The organism is Actinoplanes nipponensis (assembly GCF_016862275.1).
Taxonomy (GTDB): domain Bacteria; phylum Actinomycetota; class Actinomycetes; order Mycobacteriales; family Micromonosporaceae; genus Actinoplanes; species Actinoplanes nipponensis.
Genome location: NZ_BOMQ01000052.1, coordinates 92,963 through 109,083, shown reverse-complemented (window position 1 = coordinate 109,083; position 16,121 = coordinate 92,963). Strand labels below are relative to the sequence as shown.

Annotated in this window: 12 protein-coding genes; 6 read left to right on the top strand and 6 right to left on the bottom strand. The window is 75.7% G+C overall.

Going from position 1 to position 16,121, the window contains the following annotated elements; all coding sequences use genetic code 11:
* The first annotated feature begins 152 nt into the window (after positions 1–152).
* The 3 genes from Ani05nite_RS21525 (at position 153) to Ani05nite_RS41925 (ending at position 4,753) form a co-directional block, all read left to right on the top strand.
* Positions 153–956, top strand: a complete 804-nt coding sequence (locus Ani05nite_RS21525) for an FAD binding domain-containing protein (RefSeq protein ID WP_203770749.1) — start codon at positions 153–155, stop codon at positions 954–956.
* Positions 953–3,640: a molybdopterin-dependent oxidoreductase gene (locus Ani05nite_RS21520; protein WP_203770748.1), complete on the top strand. Its 2,688-nt coding sequence runs from the start codon at positions 953–955 to the stop codon at positions 3,638–3,640. Before Ani05nite_RS21525 ends, Ani05nite_RS21520 begins: the two co-directional genes overlap by 4 nt.
* Before the next feature lie 114 nt (positions 3,641–3,754).
* Positions 3,755–4,753, top strand: a complete 999-nt coding sequence (locus tag Ani05nite_RS41925) for a methyl-accepting chemotaxis protein (protein ID WP_275410598.1) — start codon at positions 3,755–3,757, stop codon at positions 4,751–4,753.
* On the opposite strand, the gene Ani05nite_RS21510 is transcribed toward Ani05nite_RS41925, so the two are convergent.
* Complete coding sequence (locus tag Ani05nite_RS21510; RefSeq protein WP_203770746.1) at positions 4,750–5,799, bottom strand: class I SAM-dependent methyltransferase; 1,050 nt, start codon at positions 5,797–5,799, stop codon at positions 4,750–4,752. The genes Ani05nite_RS41925 and Ani05nite_RS21510 overlap by 4 nt on opposite strands.
* A gap of 72 nt (positions 5,800–5,871) precedes the next feature.
* Between Ani05nite_RS21510 and Ani05nite_RS21505 the strand changes: the two genes are divergently transcribed.
* Positions 5,872–7,974 carry an alpha/beta hydrolase gene (locus Ani05nite_RS21505; protein WP_203770744.1) on the top strand — a complete coding sequence of 701 codons (2,103 nt, stop codon included), beginning with the start codon at positions 5,872–5,874 and terminating at the stop codon, positions 7,972–7,974.
* Here Ani05nite_RS21505 and Ani05nite_RS21500 read toward each other — a convergent pair.
* Positions 7,971–11,201, bottom strand: coding sequence for an ATP-binding protein (locus tag Ani05nite_RS21500; RefSeq protein WP_203770742.1), 3,231 nt, complete (start codon positions 11,199–11,201; stop codon positions 7,971–7,973). The genes Ani05nite_RS21505 and Ani05nite_RS21500 overlap by 4 nt on opposite strands.
* A 192-nt stretch (positions 11,202–11,393) precedes the next feature.
* Between Ani05nite_RS21500 and Ani05nite_RS21495 the strand changes: the two genes are divergently transcribed.
* Both Ani05nite_RS21495 and surE read left to right on the top strand, forming a co-directional pair.
* Positions 11,394–11,888, top strand: a complete 495-nt coding sequence (locus tag Ani05nite_RS21495; protein WP_239130467.1) for a CAP domain-containing protein — start codon at positions 11,394–11,396, stop codon at positions 11,886–11,888.
* Positions 11,889–12,043: 155 nt separating this feature from the next.
* Entirely contained in the window at positions 12,044–12,919 is an 876-nt protein-coding gene (gene surE, locus Ani05nite_RS21490; RefSeq protein ID WP_203770740.1) for a 5'/3'-nucleotidase SurE, read from the top strand.
* A 10-nt stretch (positions 12,920–12,929) separates the two neighbouring features.
* On the opposite strand, the gene araD is transcribed toward surE, so the two are convergent.
* The 4 genes from araD to Ani05nite_RS21470 form a co-directional block, all read right to left on the bottom strand.
* On the bottom strand, positions 12,930–13,649 hold the full coding sequence (gene araD, locus Ani05nite_RS21485) for an L-ribulose-5-phosphate 4-epimerase AraD (RefSeq protein ID WP_203770739.1): 720 nt from the start codon (positions 13,647–13,649) through the stop codon (positions 12,930–12,932).
* A 78-nt stretch (positions 13,650–13,727) separates the two neighbouring features.
* Positions 13,728–14,267, bottom strand: a complete 540-nt coding sequence (locus Ani05nite_RS21480) for a RidA family protein (RefSeq protein WP_203770738.1) — start codon at positions 14,265–14,267, stop codon at positions 13,728–13,730.
* Complete coding sequence (locus Ani05nite_RS42400) at positions 14,264–14,713, bottom strand: hypothetical protein (protein WP_239130466.1); 450 nt, start codon at positions 14,711–14,713, stop codon at positions 14,264–14,266. Before Ani05nite_RS42400 ends, Ani05nite_RS21480 begins: the two co-directional genes overlap by 4 nt.
* Positions 14,714–15,206: 493 nt before the next feature.
* Positions 15,207–15,593, bottom strand: a complete 387-nt coding sequence (locus Ani05nite_RS21470) for a response regulator (RefSeq protein WP_203770737.1) — start codon at positions 15,591–15,593, stop codon at positions 15,207–15,209.
* Positions 15,594–16,121 lie beyond the last annotated feature (528 nt).

Sequence of the window (16,121 nt, the reverse complement as noted above, 5' to 3'; positions counted from 1 at the left end):
GTGAACGCCCGGTGGACGGGGCGCGGCGGCTGCATCTGTCCCGCCGTCGATCTCCGTATGACCGGTGAGGATAACGGTTCGCGCATCCGAAACACACCGCGCGTACCGTAGCGTTCCTGGTCGGGGACGGTATCGGAACAGGGGGACCGGACGTGGATCTGCACACCGTCGTCGAGGTGGTCAGCCCGGCCACGGTGGGCCAGTGGCGCCCGGGCGACGCCTGGCTGGGCGGGGGCACCGGCCTGTTCGCCGAGCCGCAGACCGGCGTCACCCGGCTGCTCGACCTGGCCGCCGCCGGCTGGACACCCGTCACCGCGCACGAGCACGGCCTGGAGATCGCGGCGACCTGCACCGTCGCCGAGCTCGCCGGCTACGCCGGGGCGCCGCGCTTCACGGCCTTCCACGAGCTGGCCACCGCCTGCTGCCGGGCCTTCCTGGCCTCCGCCAAGATCTGGAACGTGGCGACCGTCGGCGGCAACCTCTGCGCCGCGCTGCCCGCCGGACCGATGATCGCCCTGACCGCGGCGCTGGACGGCGAGTGCCTGCTGCTCGCCCCGGCCGGCGAACGGCGGCTCGGCGTGGTGGACCTCGTCACCGGCGACGGCCGCACCGCGCTGGCCCCCGGGGAGCTGCTGCGCTCGATCACCCTGCCCGCCGCCGCGCTCACCGGCCGTACGGCGTTCCGGCAGGGCTCCCTGTTCACCCACGGGCGGTCCGCGGTGCTGCTGATCGGCCGCCGGGCCGGCGCGGGGCTGGTGCTGACCGTGACCGCCGCGACGGTGCGCCCGTTCCAGCTGCGGTTCGCCGGGGTCCCGGCGGCCGCCGAGCTGGCCGCCGCCCTGCGCGACACCGTCCCCGGCGACGCCTATGTGGACGACGTGCACGGCCTGCCGGCCTGGCGCCGGCACCTGACCGCCCGGTACGCCGAGGAGATCCGGGCGGAGCTGGCCCGATGACCGTCCGGATCAACGGCGCCGACCACGACCGGCCGCCGCGCCCGGGCCAGTGCCTGCGCACCTACCTGCGCGAGGAGGGCTGCTTCGGCGTCAAGAAGGGCTGCGACAGCGGCGACTGCGGCGCCTGCACCGTGCACGTCGACGGCCGGCCGGTGCACAGCTGCGTCTACCCCGCCTTCCGGGCCCAGGGCCGGCAGGTCACCACGATCGAGGGCCTGGCGCCGCCGGACGGGCTGCACCCGGTCCAGCAGCGCTTCCTGGACGCCCAGGGCTTCCAGTGCGGCTTCTGCACCGCCGGCATGATCATGACGACCGCCGCGCTGGACGAGGCGGAGCTGGCCGACCTGCCGCGCGCGCTCAAGGGCAACCTGTGCCGCTGCACCGGCTACCGGGCGATCGCCGACGCCGTCCACGGCGTCCGCACGGTGGCCGAGCCGGGGGACGGTCCGGCCGTCGGCGCCGGCCTCGGCGCGCCCGCCGGCCCGCAGGTCGTCACCGGCGCCGCCCGCTACACCTTCGACGTGGACGTGCCCGGCCTGCTGCACCTGAAGGTGCTGCGCTCGCCGCACGCGCACGCCCGGATCACCGCCGTCGACACCGCCGCCGCGCTGGCCGTGCCGGGGGTGACGGCGGTGCTGACCCACCGCGACGCGCCGCCGCGGTACTTCTCCACCGCCCGCCACGAGCACGCCGACGAGGACCCGGCGGACACCCGGGTGCTCGACGACGTGGTCCGGCACGCCGGCCAGCGGGTCGCCGCCGTGGTCGCCGAGACCGAGGCCGCCGCCGAGGAGGGCTGCCGGCGCCTGCGGGTCACCTACGAGGTGCTGCCGGCCGTCCTCGACCCGGAGGCCGCCATGCGGCCCGGCGCGCCGGCCGTGCACGGCGACAAAATCACCGGGCACCGCATCGCCCGCGCGGCCGACAACGTGGTGGGCGAGCTGCACGCCGAGCTGGGCGACGTCGCCGCCGGGTTCGCCGGCGCCGACGTCGTGTACGAGGCCACGTTCCGCACCCCCCGGGTCCAGCACGCCGCGCTGGAGACGCACGGGGCGATCGGCTGGCTCGACGAGGCCGGCCGGCTCACCCTGCGCTCCAGCACGCAGACCCCGTTCCTGACCCGGCGCGCCCTGGCCGAGCTGTTCGACCTGCCGCCGGACCGGGTCCGGGTGCTCACCGGCCGGGTCGGCGGCGGCTTCGGCGGCAAGCAGGAGATGCTGGTCGAGGACCTGGTGGCGCTGGCCGTGCGGCGCACCGGCCGGCCGGTGAAGCTGGAGTACACCCGCGAGGAGCAGTTCACCTCGGCGACCACCCGGCACCCGTTCACCGTCACCATGAAGGCCGGGGCCCGCCGGGACGGCACGCTGACCGCGCTCACGCTGCGGGTGGTGTCGGACACCGGCGCGTACGGCAACCACGGCCCGGCGGTGATGTACCACAGCTGCCACGAGTCGATCGCCGTCTACCGCTGCGCCAACAAGAAGGTCGACGCGTACGCCGTCTACACCAACACCGTCCCCTCCGGGGCGTTCCGCGGCTACGGCCTGGGCCAGGTCTCGTTCGCCGTCGAGTCGGTGCTCGACGAGCTGGCCCGGCGACTGGACCTGGACCCGGTGCTGCTGCGCGAGCGCAACATCGTGCGCCCGGGCGAGCCGCTGGCCGCCCCCGGCGACCACGCGGACGACCTGACCATCGGCAGTTACGGCCTCGACCAGTGCCTGGACGCGGTGCGGACGGCAGCCGCGCGCCCGGCCGGGCCCGACGAGGCGGCGCCCGCCGGCTGGCTCACCGGCGAGGGCATGGCGCTGGCCATGATCGCGGCCGGGCCGCCCGGCGGGCACTTCGCCGACGCGGCGGTCACGCTGCTGCCCGACGGCCGGTACGAGATCGCGGTCGGCACCACCGAGTTCGGCAACGGCAGCACCACCGTGCACGCCCAGCTGGCCGCGGACACCCTCGGCACCACCCCGGACCGGATCGTGGTCCGCCAGTCCGACACCGACCTGGTCGGCCACGACACCGGCGCGTTCGCCTCCACCGGCGTGGTCGTCGCCGGGCGGGCCGTCCTGCACGCCGCCCGGGCCCTGCGCGAGCGGCTGCTGGAGCTGGCCGGGCCCGGTGCGACCGGGCTGGACCCGGACGGCGTGATCCGCCCGCACGGCCGGCTCGGCCTGGCCGAGCTGGCGGCGTCGTCGCCGGAGCCCGTCCGGGCCGAGGGCCGCTGGGCCGGCAGCCCCCGCTCGGTGGCGTTCAACGTGCAGTGGTTCCGCGTCGCGGTGGACCCGGGCACCGGGGAGCTGCGGATCCTGCGCAGCGTGCACAGCGCCGACGCCGGAACCGTCCTGAACCCGCTGCAGACCCGCGGGCAGATCGAGGGCGGGGTGGCCCAGGCGCTCGGCGCCGCGCTGGCCGAGCACATCGACATCGACGCCGCCGGCCGGGTCACCACGGCGGCCTTCCGCCAGTACCACCTGCCCACCTTCGCCGACGTGCCGCACACCGAGGTGGTGCTCGCCCGCACCGCGGACGCGATCGGCCCGCTGGGCGCCAAGTCGATGAGCGAGAGCCCGTTCAACCCGGTCGCGCCGGCCCTGGCCAACGCGCTGCGGGACGCCACCGGGGTGCGCTTCACCGAGCTGCCGTTCACCCGCGACCGGATCTGGCAGCGCCTGCGGGCCGGCTGAGCGGGGCCCGGGCTGCGCCGAACCGCCCTCGGCGCGCCGGCCGAGCCCGTATCGTCGGTGCGAGTTCGCCCATCGGCAGGTCGCGGCCCGCGCCGCTCGGAGCAGGGGGTTCCCGTGGCGTTTCGCGGCAAGATCCGTACGGTGGAGGCCGCCGGCCCGGGCGACCAGGCGGCCCGGAGCGCGCCCGCCGAGGCCGAAGCGGCGGCGCTGCGCGAGACCCTGGCCGAGGTCCGGCGGGAGAGCGCCGCCGCCATCGAGCGCTACGAGCTGATGATCCAGGCCGCCGGCATCGGCCTGTGGGACATGGACGTGGTCGCCGACGACCCGGTGAACCCGAACAACGAGTTCATGTGGTCCCAGGAGTTCCGGCACCTGCTCGGCTTCACCGACGAGCGGGACTTCCCGAACATCCTGAGCAGCTGGGCGTCGCGGCTGCACCCGGACGACGCGCCGCGCACGGTGCAGGCGTTCCTGGCCCACCTCAACGACCGCACCGGGCGGACCCCGTACAACATCGAGTACCGCCTGCAGCTCAAGAACGGCGAGTACCGGTGGTTCGTGGCCACCGGCGCCACCCGGCGCGACGCGCGCGGGGTGCCGCTGCGGGTCGCCGGCGCGCTGCGCGACATCGACAACGAGAAGCGCCTGGCCGAGACCTCCGAACAGCAGCTCGCCCAGCTGGGCGCCTCCTCCGCCCAGCTCGGCGGGGTCAGCGCCGACCTGTCGCGGGCGGTCGACGCCGCGGTGACCCGGTCGGCCGCCGCGGCGCAGACGATCGCCGCCCTGGACGCCAGCAGCGTGAAGATCGGCGAGGTGGTCAAGCTGATCACCGGGATCGCCTCGCAGACCAACCTGCTGGCCCTCAACGCCACCATCGAGGCGGCCCGCGCGGGCGAGATGGGCAAGGGCTTCGCCGTGGTCGCCCACGAGGTCAAGGAGCTGGCCACCGAGACCGGCCGGGCCACCGAGAACATCTCGCTGCAGGTGGACGGCATCCGGGCGCAGACCAGCGACGCGGTCCGCAGCATCCAGGAGATCGACACCGCGATGCAGGCGCTGGCCTCCACCCAGACCGCCATCGACGACCTGGTCCAGGGGCAGGGCCGCCGCTAGCGGCGGACCTCGTAGACGTTGTTGAACGGCGTCTGGCTGGACCGGCGGAACCGGGTGAAGCCCGCGTCGGTGACCAGCTGCCGGATCGCCGCCTCGCCCGCCTGGGCGCCCAGGGCGTAACCGCCGGGCTGGGACAGCGCGCTCGGCACGCACAGGAACGTGGAGAAGCCGTAGTAGACGCGGCCGACCGGGTTCATGTTGTCCGCGACCGCGTCGCCGGCGGCCGGCTCGACGATCATCCAGGCGCCGTCCGGGGCCAGGGCCTCGCGGATGTGCCGGGCCGCGCCCAGCGGGTCGCCCATGTCGTGCAGGCAGTCGAAGGTGGTCACCAGGTCGTAGCCGTCGCCGCTGAACTGCTGCGCGCCCGCCGCCTCGAAGCTCACCCGGTCGGCGACGCCGGCGTCCACCGCGCGCTTGCGGGCCAGCTCGATCGAGCCCTCGTGGTAGTCGCAGGCGTGCACGGTCGAGCGCGGGTACGCCGCGGCCATCAGCACCGACGAGGCGCCCAGCCCGCAGCCCACGTCGGCGATCCGCGCCCCGGCCCGCAGCTTCGCGTCCGTGCCGGGCAGCGCCGGGATCCAGCTCGGCACCAGGTTGGCGATGTAGCCCGGGCGGAAGAACTGCTCGCAGCCGATGAACACGTCCGCGTCCTGCTCGCCCCAGCTCAGCCCGGCGCCGGTGCGGAAGGCCTCGGTGATCCGGGGCTCGGCGCGCAGGGCGCCGAGGGCGAGCAGGAAGGCGCCCGGGGCGTACAGCGGGCCGTCCGGGTCGGCCAGCGCGAACGCCTGCTCCTCGCTGAGCCCGTACCGGTCGTCGTCGCGGTCGACGTAGCCGCCGGCGGCCTGCCCGCGCAGCCACTCGGTGACGTACCGCTCGTCGGTGCCGGTGCGCGCGGCCAGCTCCCCGGGGGTCAGGGGCCCCGCGGCGAGCGCCCGGTAGAAGCCGAGCCGGTGGCCGATCACCACGTTGCCGGCGGCGACGGTGGCGCCCAGGTCGCCGACGAACCGGCCGATGAACTCGTTCAGCTTGTCCTCGTTGATAGCCATGCCGCCACGGTGCCGCCGGGCGTTGCGCCGCCGTTGCAACCCGGCTGCAATGGCGGGGGAGAGGGTGACGCGATGAGGGCAACCGAACCCGGCGTCGAGGGCCACGTCGACCACGACGGGGTCAAGGTCGGCTACGCGGTGTACGGCGACGGCGCGCAGACGGTGCTGCTCGCGCCGAGCTGGCTGATCGTCCACTCGCGGATCTGGAAGCTGCAGGTGGCCTACCTGTCCCGGCACTTCCGGGTCGTCACCGTGGATCCGCGCGGCAACGGGCGCAGCGACCGGCCGGCCGACCCGGCGGCGTACACCGACCGGGCCCACGCGACAGATCTGGTGGCGGTGCTCGACGCGACCGGGGTGGACCGGGCCGTCGTGGCCGGGCTGAGCCGCGGCGCGTGGCGGGCGGCGATCGCGGTGGCCGAGCACCCGGACCGGTTCGCCGGCCTGGTCGCCATCTCGCCGCGGGTGCTGGGCCTGGCCCCGACGCCGCCGGAACGCGAGGTCTTCGACTTCGAGGCCGACCGCGAGCACTACGAGGGCTGGCAGAAGTACAACCGGCACTACTGGCGCCGCGACTACCGCGGCTTCCTGGACTGGTTCTTCGCCCTGCTGCTGAGCGAGCCGCACTCCACCCGGCAGTTCGAGGAGTGCGTCGGCTGGGGGCTGGAGACCGGTCCGGAGACGCTGATCGCCGGCGAGGAGGCGCCCGCGTCGGTGGCCGGCGTGCCGGCGATCGAGGCGCTGCTGCGCGGGCTGCGCTGCCCGGTCCTGGTCATCCACGGCGAGGAAGACCGCTGCGTGTCCCCGGCCGTGGGGGAGCGGTTCGCGGAGCTGACCGGCGGGCGGCTCATCCGGATGGCCGGGGCCGGACACCTGCCCCCGGCGCGGCATCCGGTGCCGGTCAACCACTGGATCCGCGACTTCGTGCGGGCCCGCGACGACCCGCCCCGGCGCTGGACCCGCGCCCTGGACCGGCCCCGCCGCGTGCTCTACCTGTCGTCGCCGATCGGGCTCGGCCACGCCCGGCGGGACCTGGCCATCGCCGCCGAGCTGCGCCGGCTGCGCCCCGGCGTCCAGGTGGAGTGGCTGGCCCAGCATCCGGTCACCGCGCTGCTGGCGGCGCGCGGCGAACGCGTGCACCCGGCGTCGCGGTGGCTGGCCTCGGAGTCGCGGCACGTGGAGGCCGAGGCGCACGGGCACGACCTGCACGCCTTCCAGGCGATCCGGCGGATGGACGAGATCCTGGCGGCCAACTTCATGGTCCTGGCCGACCTGGCCGAGGAGCGCCGGCACGACCTGTGGGTGGCCGACGAGGCCTGGGACGCCGACCACTTCCTGCACGAGAACCCGGAGCTGAAGCGGACCGCGTACGCCTGGCTCACCGACTTCGTCGGCTGGCTGCCGATGGCGGCCGGCGGCGCGGCCGAGGCCGCGCTGACCGCCGACCACAACGCGGAGATGCTCGAGCACATCGCCCGCTTCCCCCGGGTACGGGACCGGGCGCTGTTCGTCGGCGAGCCGGGCGACGTCGTGGCGGGCGTGTTCGGGCCCGGCCTGCCGGTGATCGCCGACTGGACGGCCCGGCACTTCGACTTCACCGGGTACGTGACCGGCTTCCCGCCGGCCGACCTGGCCGACCGGCGGGCCGCCCGGGCCGAGTTCGGCTGGGGCCCGCACGAACGGGTCTGCGTCGTGACGGCCGGCGGCACGGGGGTCGGCGTGCACCTGCTGCGCCGGGCGTCGGCGGCGTACCCGGCGGCCGCCCGGCTGGTCCCCGGCCTGCGGATGGTCGTGGTCGCCGGGCCGCGGATCGAGCCGGGCGCGCTGGCCGCGCCGCCCGGCGTGGACGTGCACGGGTACCTGCCCGACCTGCACCGCTACCTGGCCGCCGCCGACCTGGCCGTGGTGCAGGGCGGGCTGAGCACCACGATGGAGCTGACGGCGGCCGGCCGCCCGTTCCTCTACGTGCCGCTGGAGAACCATTTCGAGCAGCAGCTGCACGTGCCGCACCGGCTGGCCCGCTACGGCGCCGGGCGGCGGGTCGCGTTCGCCGACACCACGCCTGAGCCGCTGGCCCGGGCCATCGCCGAGGAGATCGGCCGGACCGTGCGGTACCGGCCGGTCGCCGCCGACGGCGCCCGCCGCGCCGCCGGCCGGCTGGCCGAGCTGTTCTAGCGCACCAGGTGGGCCAGCCCGTACCGGTCGGCCAGCCGCCGGGCCGCCGCGCGCTGCGGCGCCGACTCCGCGCCGGCCGCCTGCGCCGCGTCGGCGTCGAGCAGCAGCGCCGGTACCTGCACGGGCCGCCACGGCACCCGGTTCGCGGCGGCCAGCAGCGGCGCGATCACCGCGCGGGCCCGGACCGGCTCGCCGTGCCGCAGCCAGGCCCGCCCGACCGACAGGTACGCGTCGGCGCCGAACAACCACGCGCAGCCCGGCGGCGTCTCGATCGCCGCGACCAGCGCGTCCGCCTCCTCCAGCAGGCTGCGCGACCCGGTGACGGCGGCGAGCGGGCCCAGGCAGCGCACCAGGTACGCCTCGCCGCCCTCGCCCCGGGCGCGCTCGCACCCCTGGAGCAGCAACGCCGTCGCCTCGTCCTCGGCGCCGGCGGCGAGCAGCGCGCCGGCCAGCTGGGTGCAGGCGGCGGCCCGCCACCACGGGTGGTCGGTGTCGCTGGTCAGGGCGTACGCCTGCCGGCCGTACCCGATCGCCTGCCGGTGGGCGCCGCGCAGCTGGTGCACCCAGCCGAGGTTGCCGGTGAACCAGCCGGCGTAGGCGCCGTACCCGCTGCGCCGGTTCACCTCGCGCGCCGCCTCGATGCGCTCCAGGGCGTCGCCCCACCGCCCGGCGGCGATCGCCGGGAAGGCGCCCTCGAACAGCGCCCACTGCAACCGCCACAGGTCGTTCTGCTTGTGCAGCAACGGTTCCAGCTCGTCCAGCACCGGCACCAGCCGGTCGATCTCGCCCAGGTAGGCCCAGCTGGTCTTCAGCCCGTCCAGCGCGACGGCCAGGGCCCGCTGGTCGGCGCCGGCCCGGGTGGTGCGCACCGCGCGGGTGGCGTAGGCCAGCGACTCGGCCAGCCGCAGCCGGCTGGCGGAGACCACCGCCAGCCGGCTCAGCAGGTCGGCCTCCATGGTCCGGTCGGCCAGCGACTCGGCGATGGCCAGCCCGTCGCGCAGGTACGCCACGCAGCCCGCGATGGGCTGCCCGAGCGCGATCGGCACGTCCCCGCCGAGCTCACGCAGCCCGATCATCTCCAGCCGCCGGTCGCCGACCTCCCGCGCGGTGCGCACCGCCGCGTGGAAGTCGGCCATCGCGGCCGGGTACGCCGCCAGCGCCTCCCGCACCCGTCCCCGGGCCTGGTACGCGCGGGCGGTCACCTCGGGCGCGCCGGCCCGCCCGGCCGCGTCCAGGGCGCTGGTCAGCAACGCCTCGGCGTCCGCGGCGGCGAACCGCCGGCCGGCCTGTTCCCCGGCGACCAGGTACGCCCGGGCGGCCCGGTCCCAGTCCCCGGCGGCGTGCGCGTGCGCGGCGACCTGCTCGGGATGCGCGCTGAGCAGCTCGCCGGCCCGCCGGTGGTACGCCACCCGGGCCGGCGCCGCCGTGGTCGTGTAGAGCACCTCGCGGATCAGGTCGTTGGCGAACTCGTAGGCCCGCCCGGCCACCACCAGCAGCCGGGCGGCGAGCGCCTGCTCACAGCGCCGGACGGCCTCCGCGGGCGGCACCGCGAGCAGGTCGGCGAGCAGTCCCGGCTCCGTCGTCGCGTCCAGGACGGCGGCCGCGCGCAGCAGCTCCTCGACGGCCGGGCCGGTGCGGGCGACCCGGGCCAGCACGGCCGCCTGCAGCGACTCGGGGATGCCGTCGTCGCCGGCGGCCAGCGCCCGCAGCGTCTCGACGACGAACAGCGCGTGCCCGCCGGTGCGGTGCAGGATGCGCGGGGCCAGCCGGGCCTGGCCGGCCGCGGTGGCCAGGCTGATCACGGCCGCCTCGGGCAACGGGCCGAGCTCGAGCCGGCCGGCCACCTCGGCGAGGGCGCGCAGCACCGGGGCGCCCTCCTCGGCGCGGACCGTGGCCAGCACGAGCAGCCGGCCGCGGGCGTGGCGGGCGAGGTAGTGCAGCAGCTCGGCGGTGGCCAGGCCGGCGTTGTGCAGGTCGTCGAGCAGCAGCAGGACCGGCCGGCGGGCGGCGATGCCGGACAGGTACCGGTTGACCGCCTCGTAGGCGCGGCCCCGGGCCAGCTCGGGCGCCACCTCCGGACCCGGCGCGTCGCCGTACAGGGCGCCGACCTGCGGCACCAGCTCGGTCAGCGCGGGCGAGGCGAGCGAGCGCACCAGCTCGGCCGGCGAGCCGGCCGCGTGCGTGCCCAGCGCGTCGACCAACGGCTGCAGGAACAGCGAGCTCTCGGCCGCGTAGCAGCGCACCGACAGCACCTCGCCGCCGGTGCGGCCGGCCAGCTCGGCCACCTCGCCGGCCAGGCGGGTCTTGCCGATCCCGGCCTCCCCGCTGATCAGCACCAGCGCCGGGCGCCCGGCCACGGCGGCCCGCCAGGCGGCGGCGAGCTCGGCCGTCTCGGCGGCCCGGCCGGCCAGGGCCGGCGCCGGGGCGACCACCGCGGCCGGGCCGGGGGTCAGGGACGGTTGCTCGCCGCGCAGGATGCTCAGCTGGACGGCGCTGGTCCGGGCCGCGGGGTCCGTGCCCAGGTCCTCGGCCAGCGTCACCCGCAGCCGCTCGTAGGCGGCCAGCGCCCGGGCGGGCTGGCCCAGCGCCGCCTCGGCCGCCATGAGCAGCCGGTACGCGGCTTCGTCGTAGCCGTCGGCGGTGATCGCCGCGGCCGCCCGGGCCCGGGCGGTGGCGGCGTCGCCGCTGGCCAGTGCGGCCTCCGCGGCCAGCTGCCGGGCGTGCCGCAGCAGCTCGGCCGCCTCGGTGCGGGCCGGCCGCGCCCAGTCGGCGTCGCCGTCCTCGGGCAGCGCCGGCCCGGCGCCGAGCAGCTCCAGCACCCGGCCGGCGACCGCGGCGGCCAGCCCCGGCTCACCGGCCGCCAGCCGCCCGGCCGCGTCGGCCAGGTCGGCCGCGGCGAGATCTAGGTCGACCACGACCGCCGGCGGCCGGCCCAGCCGGTAGCCGTCGCGGCCTCCGGTGACCAGCTGCGGGCCGAACCGCGACCGCAGCCGGCTGACCAGCGTGGCGACGTTGTCGGCGGCCTGCCGGGGCGGCGCGTCGCCCCACAGCACGTCGACGACGCGGTCCATGCCCACCGGCCCGGCGCGGTGCACGGCGAGCAGCTTGAGCAGGGTACGGGCCTTGCGGCTGCCGGTCAGGGGCACGGCGTCACGGTCACCGCCGCGGCGGATCGCGAACGGTCCGGCCAGGCGCAGCCACACCGCGCCGGCCGTCTCAGGGGCCACGCCGCCAGCGTACGAGCGCCGGGCCTGGTCAGGACCCGCCGCGACCCGCAAGATTCCCGACAGTCGCCCGGCCGGCGGCAACCGAACGGCGACCGGGCGGCAGCCGATCCGCGATCAGCGCCGCCCGGAACCGGCCCGAAGGGAACGGTGAGCCCGGCGCTGTGCCGGGGCCGTCCTCCGAAAGGGTCCTCCTTGCGCAAGCTCATCCGCCGTTTCGCCCTGGCCGCCCTCGTCGCCCCCGCCGCCGTCGCCGTTGCGATGGTCGCGTCGCCGGCCGAGGCCGCCCCGGTGACGGCGCAGGAGCAGGCGCTGACCGTGCCGGCGGACGTCGTGCGCCTCACCAATGCCGAGCGCACCGCCCACGGCTGCGCCGCCGTCACGGTGAACACGGGGCTGAGCACCGCCGCCGCCGGCCACAGCGCGTGGATGGCCCGTACCGGCACGTTCTCCCACACCGGCAGCGGCGGCACCACCTTCGCGGCCCGGGTCCGGGCCGCCGGCTACACCCGTCCCGCCGGCGAGAACATCGCGTGGGGCTACCGTTCCGCCACCGAGCTGGTCGCCGCCTGGATGAGGAGCCCCGGCCACCGCGCCAACATCCTCAACTGCGCGTCGCGGACCGTCGGCGTCGGCGTGGCCGCCACCGCCGACGGCACCCCCTACTACACCCAGGACTTCGGCTTCTGAGCCGTCCCGGGGGCGCTGCGGCCGGAACAACCAGCCGGTCACCCTCGGCGCGGGCGGCCCACCGGCCGGGTGGTTGACTTCCCCGCACCGGGGCAAGTCGTCCAGCATGGACGCTCGGGCGCCGGTGTCCCGGCGCCGGACGGCAGGGGGCGGACATGCGGGCAGGCCGGCTGCGGGTGCTGGTGACCAACGACGACGGCGTGCACGCGCCGGGGATCCGCTGGCTGGCCCGGGCGGCGCACGACGCCGGGCACGACGTCACGGTGGCGGCTCCGCAGGACGAGGCCAGCGGGATGAGCGCCGCGCTGACGGCCGTCACCGACCAGGGCCGGGTGATGATCGCCCGGACCGCGCTGGCCGGGCTCGACGGCGTGCCGGTGTACGCGGTCGCGGCGTCGCCGGGCTACATCGCGCTGCTGGCGGCCCTGGAGGTGTTCGGGCCGGCGCCCGAGCTGGTGCTGTCCGGCATCAACCGCGGCGCCAACGCCGGCCGGGCGATCCTGCACTCGGGCACGGTCGGCGCCGCCGTGACCGCGGCGGCCGGCGGGGCCCGGACGATGGCTGTCTCGCTGGACGTGTTGTCGCCGCCCGATGCGGGCGCGGCCGGCGGGGACGCGGTGTTCGCGGCGCTGGACACGATGGACGACGACGACCGGCACTGGTCCACCGCCGCCGCGCTGGCCGGGCAGCTGCTGCCCGCGCTGGCCGCCGCGCCGGCCGGCATCGTGCTCAACCTCAACGTCCCGGACCGCCCGGCGGAGCGGGTCGCGGGCCTGCGCCGGGCCACCCTGGCCCCCTTCGGGCAGGTGCGGATGGCCGTGGCCGAGTCGGGTGCGGACTTCGTGCGGATGACCCTGGAGCAGGGCGACGCCCGGGCCGTGCCGGACAGCGACATCGACCTGCTGGCCCGGGGGTACGCGACGGTCACCGCGGTCCGCCCGTGGAGCCAGGCCGAGGACGTCGTGGTGGCGCTGCCCGGGCTGGTGCGCCCGCGTACCCCGGTCGACGACGACGCCGCCGACCGGGCGTGAGACGCCGGGGTCAGGCGCCCGTCGCCGCGCCGAGGTCGTTGCCGTAGTACGCGCCCGCGCCGTGCTTGCGGGTGAAGTGCCGGTCCAGCAGCCACTGCGGGGCGGAGGCCGCCGGGTTGAGGGCGAGCGTCTTGAGGGCCATCTCGGCGACGGCCTCGCAGACGATCGCCGTCTCCACCGACTTGACGGCGTCCCGGGCCCAGGTGAACGGGCCGTGGTGGGCCGCCAGGGCGGCCGGGGTGGCCAGCGCGTCGTCGCCGATCAGCTCGATGACGGCCCGGGCGGTGTTGAACTCGTAGTCGCGCTCGCACTCCGCCGGGGTCAGGTCGCGGGTGACCCGGACCGGGCCGCTGAAGGTGTCGGCGTGCGTGGTGCCCAGCACGGGCACGTCCCGGCGGGCCTGGGCGAACGCGACGGCGTGGGTGGAATGGGTGTGGGTGATCCCGCCGATCTCCGGCCACCGCAGGTAGAAGGCGCGGTGGGTCTCGCTGTCGACCGAGGGCTTGAGCCGCCCGGAGACCACCCGGCCGGTCTCCAGGTCGACCGGCACGAGCAGGTCGGCGGTCAGCTCGGGATAGGCCACGCCGGACGGCTTGATCAGGTAGATGCCCGCCGCGCGGTCCACGCCGCTGACGTTTCCCCAGGTGAGGGCGGCAAGACCGGCCTCCGGGATCATCCGGTTGGCCCGCAGCACGGCGTGGCGCAGGTCGTGGTCGTCGGCGTTCGGCATGCGGCTCGTCCTTCGTCTCTCCGGGTGTCCGAGGCTGATGTTAGCGTTCACAAGGGGTGGCGGTCGAATGCGCCGCGGTCAGCCGAGGGCGACGACCATCTCGATCTCCACGCAGATGTCGAACGGCAGCTCGGCCACCCCGATCGCGGACCGGGCGTGCTGGCCGACCCGGGGGCCGAACACGCTGACCAGCAGCTCGGAGCACCCGTCGAGCACCGCGGGCGTCGCGGTGAACCCGGGCGCGCAGTTCACCATGCCGAACACCTTGAGCACCGACGCCACCCGGTCCAGCGATCCCGCCTCCGCGCGCACCGCCGCCAGCAGGAACAGGCCGGTCAGCCGGGCCGCCTCGTGCGCCTGCCCGGCCGTGACGTCCCGCCCCACCTTGCCCCGGACCAGGTTGGCGGGCACGTCCGCCCACGCGATCTCGCGGTCGGCCCGCCCGGGCAGCCGGCCCCGGTCGTCGACCCGTACCGGGCCGTGGCCCGAGACGTACAGCAACTCGCCGTGCCGCTTCACGCCGAGGTAGCTGCCCGCCGGGGGCATGGGCTGCGGCAGCTCGAGGCCCAGCCCGGCGAGCCGTTCCTCCGCGGACTCCCGCTCCTGGTTCGCTGTCATACCCGTCCTTCCTGACGCCGGTCGTGGGCGGCCAGATGGTCCCGCAGCCGCAGGTGCCGGAACCGGTAGTACGCGCCGGACTGCCGCAGCACCCCGCGCCGGTGCGCCTCCTCGAGGAAGGCGGCCGGCGCCCAGGGCAGCCGCCCGGTCAGCGCGAGCCGGCCCCGCACCAGGATGACCCATCGCCCCCAGGCCCGCAGGTGGCACACCGCCAGGAACGCCGCGGCGGCGATGCCCGCGAAACCGAACCCGCGCAGCCAGGCGTCGACGCACAGGGCCGCGATCGAGGCGGCGGCCAGGGTGTTCGCGCGGTCGGTGCGCAGCACGGCGAGCGGCCCGGACGCCGCGCCGACGTCGACGGGGACGTCGGCGAGCCGGACGGTCCAGTGCACGGCCCCGATGAGCGCCCCCGGCAGCGAGCCGATCGCCCCGAAGGAGACCGGCACGGCGGCCGTGGTGACCGCGTCGGCCCCCCGGTGGCTAGCACCAGGATCAGACCCGGCAGCAGGCCCAGCAGGAGTCCGACGGCGGCCCCGACGCCCGCCCGCCGCAGCGCCCGGTGCCCAGCCGGTCCAGGTGACGCGCCAGGGAGGCGAGCCGGCGGCGGACCGTACGTGGCAGAATAAGAACCGTATCGTCCCTGTCCAGGGGCCATCTGTCGCCGTCCCGGCGGTTCGTTTCCGCGCCGCACCGGCGAGACAGTAAGAACCCCTTGCGTCGCAGTTGCCTGCGTGACATCTCCACACGCAACGACTCGGGGCTGCTTGGTCGCCGTCGGCAACCAGGATGACCAGCGTCCGCCGAACCGCGCCTTATTTGCGGTGAATGAGTCCACCGGCTGCGCCAGATGAAGTCTCTGGCCGACAACCTGCTTCTGGGGAATCCGTCAACTCGTGTGGCGAGCCAGGTTCGACCCGGCCGAATCGAGATTCTCGCAGCTCAGCGCCCTGTCACGGGCGCCACCATCCCCAGGTAGGCAAGCTTGTCGCCCAGATCGTCGGCGGTGCAGGGCTTCAGCAGGTACTCGTGCGCTCCGGCGGCCAGGGCTCGGACGATGCTGCCTGGTTCGCTCTCGCTGGTCACCATCATGCGCACCATCTCGGCCAGATCCTGTCGACGCCGGATGCTCCGGAGGAACTCGAGGCCGTTCATCCGCGGCATGTGCCAGTCGATCAGGGCGAGGTCCGGAACGGTCGGAATCTCAGCGAGCAGGTCCAGGGCGTCCAAGCCGTCCACGGCCTCGTAGACGTTGAAGCCGAACGGCAGCAGGTACCCCCTCAGGATGGAACGGATGACTGCCGAATCGTCAATGATCAGCGCCAGCATACGAAGCTCCCCGGTGTGATGATCAGGGGTCCTCGGCGCGTGTTTGTCGAGGTGGAAGTGCATCCAGACCCGGGTGCCGTCACACCGAAATCATAGTGTGGGCACGCCTGGGATGCCGAGACATCCACCGCAATAGCCGGCTCTGCCACCGGGCCCGTCAAAGTACTACTGCTTCGCACTGGCGCTTCCGGTCCATGATGCGCATGGTGTTCGGGTCGCATGCGATGACAACCGGGCCCATTTCGGTCGCGATGCGCGCGGAACCGGCTTCGAAGGTCCCGGGCTCCCTCGACGACATGGAAGAGGCCGGCGCGAGGCACCCGTATGTCGCCGCTGCGGGTGCGCCATCGTCCGGTCGGCCGAATTGACCGTGTCACACCGCCGTGTCAACGGGGTGCACCGACCCGGCTGGGCGAACGCCCGCGGACCCGCGCACAAGGCCCGCGCGCACGGGGCGGCGGTAGATGAGGATGCCTGGCCGAGAGGCATGGTGCGGGTGGCACCAGCCTGGAAAGGGGTGCTACCAGG

What these genes read in the sequence shown, in the direction of transcription:
- Ani05nite_RS21470 (WP_203770737.1), bottom strand. Translation starts at nt 15,593, where the DNA reads ATGCTGGCGCTGATCATTGACGATTCGGCAGTCATCCGTTCCATCCTG.
- surE (WP_203770740.1), top strand. Translation starts at nt 12,044, where the DNA reads ATGCGGGCAGGCCGGCTGCGGGTGCTGGTGACCAACGACGACGGCGTG.
- Ani05nite_RS21520 (WP_203770748.1), top strand. Translation starts at nt 953, where the DNA reads ATGACCGTCCGGATCAACGGCGCCGACCACGACCGGCCGCCGCGCCCG.
- Ani05nite_RS21505 (WP_203770744.1), top strand. Translation starts at nt 5,872, where the DNA reads ATGAGGGCAACCGAACCCGGCGTCGAGGGCCACGTCGACCACGACGGG.
- Ani05nite_RS21510 (WP_203770746.1), bottom strand. Translation starts at nt 5,799, where the DNA reads ATGGCTATCAACGAGGACAAGCTGAACGAGTTCATCGGCCGGTTCGTC.
- Ani05nite_RS21480 (WP_203770738.1), bottom strand. Translation starts at nt 14,267, where the DNA reads ATGACAGCGAACCAGGAGCGGGAGTCCGCGGAGGAACGGCTCGCCGGG.
- araD (WP_203770739.1), bottom strand. Translation starts at nt 13,649, where the DNA reads ATGCCGAACGCCGACGACCACGACCTGCGCCACGCCGTGCTGCGGGCC.